Source organism: Azospirillum formosense, from assembly GCF_013340925.1.
Lineage (GTDB): Bacteria > Pseudomonadota > Alphaproteobacteria > Azospirillales > Azospirillaceae > Azospirillum > Azospirillum formosense.
Genome location: NZ_WHOR01000209.1, coordinates 1 through 10,295, shown reverse-complemented (window position 1 = coordinate 10,295; position 10,295 = coordinate 1). Strand labels below are relative to the sequence as shown.

10 protein-coding genes and 1 riboswitch are annotated in these 10,295 nt (G+C 69.4%); of the genes, 6 read left to right on the top strand and 4 right to left on the bottom strand.

The window, feature by feature from the left end:
• Window positions 1-129: 129 nt before the first annotated feature.
• The 4 genes from GBZ26_RS21785 to ispH all read right to left on the bottom strand — a co-directional run bounded on the left by GBZ26_RS21785 (window position 130) and on the right by ispH (window position 4,349).
• Window positions 130-1,728: an AMP-binding protein gene (locus GBZ26_RS21785; RefSeq protein ID WP_174440648.1), complete on the bottom strand. Its 1,599-nt coding sequence runs from the start codon at window positions 1,726-1,728 to the stop codon at window positions 130-132.
• A 110-nt stretch (window positions 1,729-1,838) separates the two neighbouring features.
• Window positions 1,839-2,333 carry a ribonuclease HI gene (gene rnhA / locus GBZ26_RS21780; RefSeq protein ID WP_119510316.1) on the bottom strand — a complete coding sequence of 165 codons (495 nt, stop codon included), beginning with the start codon at window positions 2,331-2,333 and terminating at the stop codon, window positions 1,839-1,841.
• A 4-nt stretch (window positions 2,334-2,337) separates the two neighbouring features.
• Complete coding sequence (locus tag GBZ26_RS21775) at window positions 2,338-3,321, bottom strand: homoserine kinase (protein WP_174440647.1); 984 nt, start codon at window positions 3,319-3,321, stop codon at window positions 2,338-2,340.
• A gap of 50 nt (window positions 3,322-3,371) precedes the next feature.
• Entirely contained in the window at window positions 3,372-4,349 is a 978-nt protein-coding gene (gene ispH / locus GBZ26_RS21770; RefSeq protein WP_035674772.1) for a 4-hydroxy-3-methylbut-2-enyl diphosphate reductase, read from the bottom strand.
• Between the two features lie 227 nt (window positions 4,350-4,576).
• On the opposite strand from ispH, the gene GBZ26_RS21765 reads away from it, so the two are divergent.
• The 6 genes from GBZ26_RS21765 to gcvPB all read left to right on the top strand — a co-directional run bounded on the left by GBZ26_RS21765 (window position 4,577) and on the right by gcvPB (window position 10,123).
• On the top strand, window positions 4,577-5,083 hold the full coding sequence (locus GBZ26_RS21765) for a hypothetical protein (RefSeq protein ID WP_246653625.1): 507 nt from the start codon (window positions 4,577-4,579) through the stop codon (window positions 5,081-5,083).
• A gap of 21 nt (window positions 5,084-5,104) precedes the next feature.
• Window positions 5,105-5,350 (top strand): CDGSH iron-sulfur domain-containing protein, encoded by a 246-nt coding sequence (locus tag GBZ26_RS21760; RefSeq protein ID WP_174440645.1) that lies wholly within the window; start codon window positions 5,105-5,107, stop codon window positions 5,348-5,350.
• A gap of 72 nt (window positions 5,351-5,422) precedes the next feature.
• Window positions 5,423-5,522, top strand: a riboswitch (glycine riboswitch).
• A 175-nt stretch (window positions 5,523-5,697) separates the two neighbouring features.
• Window positions 5,698-6,810 carry a glycine cleavage system aminomethyltransferase GcvT gene (gene gcvT / locus GBZ26_RS21755; RefSeq protein ID WP_174440644.1) on the top strand — a complete coding sequence of 371 codons (1,113 nt, stop codon included), beginning with the start codon at window positions 5,698-5,700 and terminating at the stop codon, window positions 6,808-6,810.
• A 31-nt stretch (window positions 6,811-6,841) separates the two neighbouring features.
• Window positions 6,842-7,216, top strand: a complete 375-nt coding sequence (gcvH, locus tag GBZ26_RS21750) for a glycine cleavage system protein GcvH (RefSeq protein ID WP_174440643.1) — start codon at window positions 6,842-6,844, stop codon at window positions 7,214-7,216.
• Window position 7,217: 1 nt separating this feature from the next.
• Complete coding sequence (gene gcvPA, locus GBZ26_RS21745) at window positions 7,218-8,558, top strand: aminomethyl-transferring glycine dehydrogenase subunit GcvPA (protein ID WP_174440642.1); 1,341 nt, start codon at window positions 7,218-7,220, stop codon at window positions 8,556-8,558.
• Window positions 8,558-10,123 carry an aminomethyl-transferring glycine dehydrogenase subunit GcvPB gene (gene gcvPB / locus GBZ26_RS21740; RefSeq protein ID WP_174440641.1) on the top strand — a complete coding sequence of 522 codons (1,566 nt, stop codon included), beginning with the start codon at window positions 8,558-8,560 and terminating at the stop codon, window positions 10,121-10,123. Before gcvPA ends, gcvPB begins: the two co-directional genes overlap by 1 nt.
• Window positions 10,124-10,295 lie beyond the last annotated feature (172 nt).

Sequence of the window (10,295 nt, the reverse complement as noted above, 5' to 3'; positions counted from 1 at the left end):
TGGCCCCGCAAAAAGGCGTGGGGGGCGGTCGCGAGCAATGTCCACCCCACCACCCCGCTCAGCACCGCCCCACCCCAGCCGCAAGGCGCAGGGCCCCTCCCTCTCCCGGGGCGGGAGAGGGGATAACCGTCACCGCACCTTCGCGCGGTCCCAGGTGGTGTCGGCGACGCCGCGTTCCCGAAGCTTCGCCTTCTGCACCTTGGCGGTCGGCGTTTTGGGGAAGGCGTCCACGATGTCGATGTAGCGGGGCTGGGCGTATCGCGGCAGTTCGCGCTCGGCAAAGGCGGCCACGGCCTCCGGCGTCAGGGCGGCGCCCGGTGCGGCGACCAGGGCGACCATGATCTCGTCCTCCGCCCCCGGAATGCCCGCCGGCACGGCGTAGGCGGCGACCTCCGCCACCCCCTCCAGCCGCGACAGCACCGTCTCCACCTCGTAGGACGAGACGTTCTCGCCGCGGCGGCGGATGCAGTCCTTGATGCGGTCCACGAAGGTGACGTAGCCCTCCGCGTCCATCACCGCGGCGTCGCCGGTGTGGAACCACAGGTTCCGCCACGCCGCCACCGTCTTGTCGGGCATCCGGTGATAGCCGGACAGGAAGCCGAAGGCGGCCTTCGGGCGCACCATGACCTCGCCGACCTGACCGCGCGGCACCGGGATGTCGGTCTGCGGGTCGCGGATCTCCACCTCGAAATAACGGTCGTAGACCTTGCCGCAGGTGCCGGGGCGCGGCTTGCCCATCTCGGCGTAGAGCGGGATGTTCACCTCGGTCATGCCGTACAGGCTGATGACGTCGCGGACGCCGAAGCGCTCGCGCAGCACCCGCTCGGTGTCCGCCGGGTTGGGGGCGGCGCCGACGAGGCGCAGCGGGTGGTCCCGGTCGTCGGGGCGCGGCGGCTGGGCCACCACGAAGGCGGTGACGGCGCCCAGCGAGTTGGTCACCGTGCAGCCGTGGCGCCGGATGTCGTCCAGCCAAGCCGACGCGCTGAACCGCTCCCGCAGCACCGCCGACCCGCCGGAGATCATCGCGGCGTAGAGCTGCATGTAGAGCCCATTGGCGTGGAACAGCGGCAGGCAGATGTAGAAGCGGTCCTCGTCGGTCAGCGCGAAATTGTCGATGGAGCCCAGCCCGAACAGAAAGCCGTGGCCGTGCGGCATCAGCACGCCCTTCGACAGGCCGGTGGTGCCCGACGTGTACATGATGCAGGCGTCGTCGCCGGCGCGGGGCAGGGGGCCGTCGTAGGGGGCGGCGTCGCGCCAGCCCTCCAGCGCGGTGTGCGGCAATCCCGCCACGGCGCCGGGCACCACAAGCCCGCGCAAGGCGGTCAGTCGTGGTGCGATGTCGGTGATGCGGTCGGCCAGGGCGGCGTCGACCACCGCCAGGGCGGCCCCGGCGTTCTCCAGCTGGTGCTCCAGGAAGCCGCCCTTCAGCTCGGTGTTCAGAGCGACCATGACGGCGCCCAGCCGCCCCAGCCCCAGCCACACGCGCACGAAGTCCAGCCCGTTCGGCAGCATCACCGCCACCGTGTCGCCCGGCTTCACGCCCAGCCCGGCGAAGAAGCCGGCCATGCGGGCCGCCTGTTCCTGCGCCTCGGCGTAGGTGATGGAGTCGCCGTCGTTCTCTTTGCCGGCGATCATCGTGACGAAGGTCTTGCCGCCGCGTTCGGCGGCCTGATGGGCCAGCACCTCGGGCAGCACCCAGCGGGCTTCGTTCCGCAAATGCGGATACATCTCGGTCTCCTCCCAACGATCTTTCGTCGTTCGTTATCGGAGGGAGCCTAGCGGGATGGCGGGTCCGCCGTCCACAAACCCTTGAGGATGGTCACCGTTCGCCGGACGGATCAGCCCCGCGCGGCCTGCCGGACGTCGGCGACGCCCTGGCGGGCCAGCGCGTCGGCCCGCTCGTTCTCCGGATGGCCGGCGTGGCCGCGGACCCAGTGGAACTCGATCCGGTGCTGCCGCTTCGCCTCGTCCAGGCGGCGCCACAAATCCTCGTTCTTCACCGGCTTCTTGTCGGCGGTCTTCCAGCCACGGGCCTTCCAGCCGTGAATCCACTGGGTGATGCCGTTCTTCACATACTCGCTGTCGGTGTAGAGCCGCACCTCCATGGGCCGCTTCAGGGCTTCCAGCGCCTGGATGGCGGCCATCAGCTCCATGCGGTTGTTGGTGGTGGCCGGCTCGCCGCCGTACAGCTCCTTCTCCACCCCGTTGTAGCGCAGGATGGCGCCCCAGCCGCCCGGGCCGGGGTTGCCGCTGCAGGCGCCGTCAGTGAAGATGTCGACGGTCTTCGGCGCGCTTTTCTCACCGCCGCCGTTGGTGTCCGTGCTGTCCGTCATGGCGTCAGACCTGATAGCTGCCGCCGTCGTCGAGCGCGTAGTCGCCGAGCCCGCGGACGGTCTGGTGGAAGCGCAGCTTGCGCAGATATTCCAGCGGGTCCTTCGGGCGCACGAAGGCCCCCGGCGGATGGTTCAGCCAGTCGTAGAGGCGCGTCAGCAGGAAGCGCAGGGCGCTGCCGCGGCACAGCCAGGGCAGGGCGGCCAGCTCCGCCGGCAACAGGGGGCGGACCTTCTGGTAGCTGGTCAGCAGCATCCGGGCCTTGGTGGCATTGAACGACCCGTCGACCTCGAAGCACCAGGCGTTCATGCAGATCGCGATGTCGTAGGCCAAGAAGTCGTTGCAGGCGAAGTAGAAGTCGATCAGCCCGGACAGCCCGTCGCCGCGGAAGAACACGTTGTCGGGGAACAGGTCGGCGTGGATGACCCCGGACGGCAGGCCGGCGGGCCAGTTGGCCTCCAACGCCGCAAGCTCCGCCTCCATCGTCGCGCGCAGGCCGCGGGCCACCTCGTCGGCGCGCGGAGCGCATTTGCCGGCAAGGTCCTTCCAGCCGTCCAGCGAGAGGGCGTTGGGGCGCTCCATCCGGAAGTCGGCGACGGCCAGATGCAGGCGGGCCAGCGCCGTCCCCAGTTCCGCGCAGTGGTGCGGCGTGATGCGGCGCGGCCACATGCCGGCCAGGAAGGTGACGATCACCGCCGGGCGCCCAGACAGCTCGCGCAGCGCCTGCCCGTCCGTTCCCTGGACCGGCAGCGGGCAGGCGATGCCCTTGTCGGCGAGATGCTCCATCAGGCCCAGGAAGAAGGGAAGATCCTCCCGCCGGGTGCGCTTCTCGTAGAGCGTCAGGATGTAGGGGCCGCGCTCCGTCACCAGGAGGAAGTTGGAATTCTCCACCCCCTCCGCGATGCCCTTGCAGGACAGGACGGCGCCCAGATCGTACTGGGCGATGAAAGCGTTGAGCTCGTCGTCGGTGACTTCGGTGTATACGGCCATGCCAGCGCCTTACCGGGATTCGGGACGCTGGTCAATGGCACTCCACATCCTCAGGCTTCTTCCTTGCTCCGCATCCCGACGCCGCCGTCCAGCAGCGACTTCGGCAGCTTGAAGGTGATGTCCTCGAAGGCGGTGCGCAGCTCCTCCACCGTCACGGCGTAGCGGGCGCGGGCGGCCTCCATGACCTCCTCCACCAGCACTTCGGGGGCCGACGCTCCGGCGGTGATGCCCAGCGTGGCGACTCCGTCCAGCGCCGACCAGTCGATGTCCGCCGCGCGCTGGACGAGCTGGGCGCGCTGGCAGCCGTGGATCTTCGCCACCTCGACCAGCCGCTTGGAGTTGGAGGAGTTCGGCGCGCCCAGCACCAGCAGGGCGTCCACCTTGGGTGCGATGGCCTTCACCGCCTGCTGGCGGTTGGTGGTGGCGTAGCAGATGTCCTCCTTCTTCGGCCCGCCGATCGACGGGAAGCGGGCCTGGAGGGCGGCGACGATGCTCGCCGTCTCGTCCACCGACAGGGTGGTCTGGGTGGCGTAGGCGAGGTTCTCCGGGTCGTCCACCTGGACTTTCGCCACGTCCTCCACCGTCTCCACCAGAACCACGGCGCCCTGGGGAAGCTGGCCCATGGTGCCGATCACCTCCGGATGGCCGGCGTGGCCGATCAGCACGATCTGGCGCCCCTCGTTGAAGTGGCGCTCGGCCTCGCGGTGCACCTTGCTGACCAGGGGGCAGGTGGCGTCGAGGTAGAACAGGCCGCGCTGCTCCGCCGCCGCCGGGACCGACTTCGGCACGCCGTGGGCGGAGAAGACCACCGGCACGCCGTCGGGCACCTGATCCAGCTCGTCCACGAAGATGGCGCCTTTGGCCTCCAGGCTCTGCACCACGAATCGGTTGTGGACGATCTCGTGCCGGACATAGACGGGGGCGCCGAACCGCTCCAGCGCCACCTCCACGATCTGGATCGCGCGGTCCACGCCGGCGCAGAAGCCACGGGGGGCCGCGAGCAGGATGGTCAGGGGCGTCTGGGTCATGCGCGTCGTTCCGGTGTCTCGAAAAAGGGGGTGTAAGGGTTCGTTCGTCGCAGCGGCGGCGTGGCCTTGTGCCGGCCCCACCGCTTCTCTAAAGTCGTGGCAGAACACACCCTTCCAACCGTTAGGTCAGACCGATGGACCGCCGCCGCGACCGTAATATAGGAACCCCCGCCCGGAAAAGCCCGCGGGCGCTTGCATTCGCGAGTCTGGGTGCAGGGTTCGGCGTCTTGGCGCTCACCGGCTGTTCCGGGCTCGGGGGCGGATCGAACACGGCGGCGGACGCCGCCCTGGCCTGCCCGAAGGTGTCCATCGTCCGCGATCTGGCGGAGGTCACCCAGTTCCGCAACGGCGGCGGGCGCGACCTGACGGACGTCACCTCCCGCGCGGCGCTGGCCGATTATTCCGGCAACTGCGACTACACCAGCGACGGCGTCACCGTGAACGTGAACGTCTTCCTGATCGCCGAGCGCGGGCCGGCGATGCAGGGCAACACGGCGAATTACCGCTATTTCGTGGCCGTCGCCAAGCCGGGCGAAGAGACGCCGACCACCAAGACGGAGTTCGACACCTCCGTGACCTTCGAGTCCGGCAAGCTCCGCTCCGGCAGCCGCGAGGAACTGGCCCCGAAGATTCCGCTGCCCAAGGACGCCAACGGCAAGGACTGGAAGATCTTCCTGGGCTTCCAGCTGACGCCGGAGCAGCTGGCCTTCAACCGGGCGCAGATGAAGCAGTGATTGGGTAAGGGGGGCAGCATCATGGCCAGCGCACCGGTCGCCGCGACCAAGGAACCCATCATCATCGAGCTGGAAGCCGGCAAAACCTACTGGTGGTGCCGTTGCGGGCGCAGCGCCAAGCAGCCGCTGTGCGACGGCAGCCACGCCGGGACCGGGCTGGAACCGATGAAGTTCGCTCCCGTCACCTCCATGAAGGCGCGCTTCTGCGGCTGCAAGGCGACCAAGAAGCCGCCCTTCTGCGACGGCAGCCATCTGGACCTGAAGTGAGCGTCGCCGGGACCCCAGCGAACCCCGATTGACATTCGCAAAGGTCCCGGTAGGTTAAACGGCACAAGCCGATGATCCCTCGCGGGAGAGATCACTGTCCGGGTCACCGGGCAGTGGCGCCGAAGGAGCAACCGCCCCGGAAACTCTCAGGCAAAAGGACCGCAAGGGGGATAAGGCAACTCTGGAAAGCAGCTTCGTCCGCGCACGGCGGGCGACGGCTCACCGAAGGAGTAAACCGGTTGTCGAGGGTTGGACCTCGCCGGTGAATCTCTCAGGTCCAGGACAGAGGGGGCAGGACTCGCGCCAATCCCGGCGCGGGTTGTGCGACCCTATGTCGGAGGACCCGCGTGACCGAGGCTTCTGAGTCCCTCAAGACAACGCCGCTGCACAGCCTCCATCTGGAGCTGAAGGGCAAGATGGTGCCCTTCGCCGGCTACGACATGCCGGTGCAGTACCCGCTCGGCATCCTCAAGGAGCACCAGCACACCCGCGCCAAGGCCGGGCTGTTCGACGTGTCGCACATGGGGCAGGTGCGCCTGACCGGCGAGGATCCGGCCGCCGCGCTGGAGTCGCTGGTTCCCGGCGACATCAAGGGGCTGGCCCGTGGGCGCATGCGCTACACGCTGTTCCTGAACGAGCAGGGCGGCATCCTGGACGACCTGATGGTCACCAACGCCGGCGACCACCTGTTCCTGGTCGTCAACGCCGCCCGCAAGGACCACGACGTCGCCCACATGCGCGAGCGGCTGAAGGGCAGGGCCGAGGTGGAGCTGCTGGACGATCTCGCTTTGATGGCCCTCCAGGGGCCGGAAGCCGCGGCGGTGCTCGGGCGCTTCATCCCCGAAGCGGCCACCATGAAATTCATGAGCTGCCTGCCGGCCACCTTCAACGGCATCCCGGTCATCATCACCCGCTCCGGCTACACCGGTGAGGACGGCTACGAGATCTCCTGCGACACATCCGACGCCGAGACCATCGCCCGCGCCCTGCTGGCCGAGGACGAGGTCGAGGCCATCGGGCTGGGTGCGCGCGACTCGCTGCGGCTGGAGGCCGGGCTCTGCCTCTACGGCCACGACATCGACGAGACGACGACTCCGGTCGAAGCCGGCCTGGAATGGGCGCTGTCCAAGCGCCGCCGGGAGGAGGGGGGCTTCCCCGGCTACGCCATCATCAAGGACCAGCTCGCCAACGGCGCCCCGCGCCGCCGCGTCGGCCTCCAGCCGGAAGGCCGCCAGCCGGCCCGCGAGCACACCGACGTCTGCGACGCGGACGGACAAAAGATCGGCGAGGTGACCAGCGGCGGCTTCGGTCCCACCGCCTCGGCTCCGGTCGCCATGGGCTATGTGGACCGCGCGCACGCCGCCGTGGGCACGCCGGTGCAGCTCATGGTCCGCGGCAAGCCGCTGGCCGCCAAGGTCGCCGCCATGCCCTTCGTGCCGCAGCGCTACTACCGCGGCTGAACAACAAACACCGAGCGAACAGGGGACAACCATGACCATCAAGTACACCAAGGACCATGAGTGGGTCCGCGTCGAGGGCGACATCGGCACCGTCGGCGTCAGCGACCACGCCCAGCACCAGCTCGGCGACGTCGTGTTCGTCGAGCTGCCGGACGTCGGCCGCCAGCTCGCCCAGGGCAAGGAAGCCGCCGTCGTGGAGTCGGTGAAGGCCGCCAGCGACGTGTTCGCCCCGGTCTCCGGCGAGGTGATCGAGGCCAACGCCGACCTGGAGAACGACCCGTCGCTGGTCAACGCCGGGGCCGAGACCACCGGCTGGTTCTTCAAGCTGCGCCTCAGCAACCCGGCGGAGCTGCACGGGCTGATGGACGAAGCCGCCTACAAGGCCTTCGTGGAAGGGCAAGCCTGAGATGCGCTACCTGCCCCTGACCGAGGCCGACCGGCGCTCCATGCTGGAGGCCATCGGCGTGCCGTCGGTGGACGAGCTGTTCCGCGACGTGCCCGAGGCGGCCCGCCTCTCCGGCCCGATCGAGGGGCTGTCCAACCATATGGGCGAGCTTGAGGTCGATCGCGCCCTGTCGGCGATGGCGGGGAAGAACCTGCCCGCCGGCAGCGTGCCGAGCTTCCTCGGCGCCGGCGCCTACCGCCACCACATCCCGGCGACGGTGGACCATCTGGTGCAGCGCGGCGAGTTCCTGACCGCCTACACCCCGTACCAGCCGGAGGTGAGCCAGGGCACGCTGCAGGTCCTGTTCGAGTTCCAGACCCAGGTCTCGCTGCTGACCGGCATGGACGTCGCCAACGCCTCCATGTACGACGGCGCCACCGCCTGCGCGGAAGCCGTGATGATGGCGAACCGCGTCACCCGCCGGAAGAAGGCCGTGCTGTCCGGCGGCCTGCACCCGCATTACCGCGACACCACGACGACCGACGCCCGCTTCATCGGTTTCGAGACGGTGGTGATGCCGCCGGCCCCGACGGGCGGCGAGGACCTGCTGGCCGAGGTCGACGGCGACACCTCCTGCGTCGTCGTGCAGAACCCCGACGTGTTCGGCCATGTCCGCGATTACACCGAGCTGGGCAAGGCCTGCCAGGCCAAGGGCGCCCTGCTGATCGTCGTGGTGACGGAGGCCGTGTCGCTCGGCCTGCTGACCCCGCCGGGCGAGATGGGCGCCGACATCGTGGCGGCGGAAGGCCAGTCGCTCGGCAACGCGCTGAACTTCGGCGGCCCCTATGTCGGTCTGTTCGCGGTGAAGGAGAAGCTGGTCCGTCAGATGCCGGGCCGCCTCTGCGGCCAGACGGTGGACGCCGACGGGCGGCGCGGCTTCGTGCTGACGCTCTCCACCCGCGAGCAGCACATCCGCCGCGAGAAGGCGACCTCCAACATCTGCACCAACTCCGGCCTGTGCGCCCTGGCCTTCTCCATCCATCTCAGCCTGCTGGGGGAGGAGGGCTTCACCCGACTCGCCGAGATCAACCACGCCAAGGCCGTTCAACTGGCCGACAAGCTGGCCGCGGTGAAGGGTGTCGAGATCGTCAACGGCAGCTTCTTCAACGAATTCACCGTGAAACTGCCGAAGCCCGCGGCGGATGTGGTCGAAGCGCTGGCGCAGCGCGGCATCCTGGGCGGCGTTCCGGCCTCCCGCCTGTTCGGCGGCGGGCTCGACGACCTGCTGATCGTGGCCGCCACCGAGACCAACACCGAGTCCGACATGGACGCCTTCGCCACCGCCCTCGCCGAGGTTCTGTGATGAGCATGAACAACCAGGGTCGCCCGACCGGCATCCAGAATTCGGACAGCGCCGTTCCGGAGACCGTCACCGGCAACCGCGGCCTGCAGATCGAGGAGCCCTTGATCTTCGAACAGGACAGCGCCGGGCGTTGCGGCGTGGACCTGCCGGAGGTCCCCGCGGTGGGCCCGCGCCTGGGGGCGGTGAAGCCGCGCGGCCGGATCGGCCTGCCGGGCCTCGCCGAGCCGCAGGTGGTCCGCCACTACACCCGCCTGTCGCAGAAGAACTACGCCATCGACAGCGGCCTGTACCCGCTCGGCTCCTGCACGATGAAGCACAACCCGCGCCTGAACGAGAAGATGGCGCGGCTGCCGGGCTTCGCCGACGTGCACCCGCTCCAGCCCGAAAGCACGGTGCAGGGCGCGCTGGAACTGATGGCGGAGCTGGGCCGCTGGCTGGCCACGCTGACCGGCATGGCGGCGGTGACGCTGGCCCCGGCGGCGGGCGCGCACGGCGAGATGTGCGGCATCATGGCGATCCGCTCCGCCCATGACGCCAAGGGCGATAAGGGCCGCACCAAGATCCTCGTCCCGGAAAGCGCCCACGGCACCAACCCGGCGACCGCCGCCGCCTGCGGCTACGCCGTCGAGGCCATTCCGGCGACCGAGGACGGGCGCGTCGATCTGGAGGCGCTGAAGGCCAAGCTCGGCCCCGACGTGGCCGGGCTGATGCTGACCAACCCGAACACCTGCGGCCTGTTCGAGCGCGACATCATCACCATCGCCGAAGCGGTGCACGCGGCGGGCGCCTATTTCTACTGCGACGGCGCCAACTTCAACGCCATCGTCGGGCGGGTGCGTCCGGCGGACCTCGGCATCGACGTGATGCACATCAACCTGCACAAGACCTTCTCCACGCCGCACGGCGGCGGCGGTCCGGGCTCCGGCCCGGTGGTCTTCGCGGAGTCGCTGGCCCCCTTCGTCCCGGTGCCCTACGTGGTGCAGGACAAGGACGGCGCCTTCCGTCTGGTCGAGCAGGCCGGCGACGGCCCGGCCTTCGGGCGGATGAAGGCGTTCCACGGCCAGATGGGCATGTTCGTACGCGCGCTCGCCTACATGATGAGCCACGGCGCCGACGGCCTGCGGCAGGTGGCGAACGACGCGGTGCTGAACGCGAACTATCTGCTGGCCCGCCTGCAGGACGTCATGACCCCCTCCTTCGACGGGCCGTGCATGCACGAATGCCTGTTCGACGACCGTTTCCTGAAGGGCACGGGGGTGACCACGCTCGACATCGCCAAGGCGCTGATCGACGAGGGCTTCCACCCGATGACCATGTACTTCCCGCTGGTCGTGCATGGCGCCCTGCTGATCGAGCCGACCGAGACCGAGTCGAAGGCCAGCCTGGACCAGTTCGTCACGGCGCTGCGCGCCCTGGCGGAGCGGGCCAAGTCCGGCGATGTGGCCTATTTCCAGGGCGCCCCGCGCCTGACCCCGCGCCGCCGCCTGGACGAGACCGCCGCGGCGCGCAAGCCGGTGCTGCGGTGGACGCCGGCGGTGGAGCCGGAGACGGTCGCGGCGGAGTAACGGGCACTTTGTCCATATTTCCCTCTCCCCTCTGGGGAGAGGGTCAGGGTGAGGGGGCGCCCGAAGGGCGGAAACGCAGCCTCATTGCAGAGCTTTTCCGGCCTGCGGCCGCCCCCTCATCCTAACCTTCTCCCCAGAGGGGGGGAGGGTAGGGTGGGGGGGCGGGCGCCGG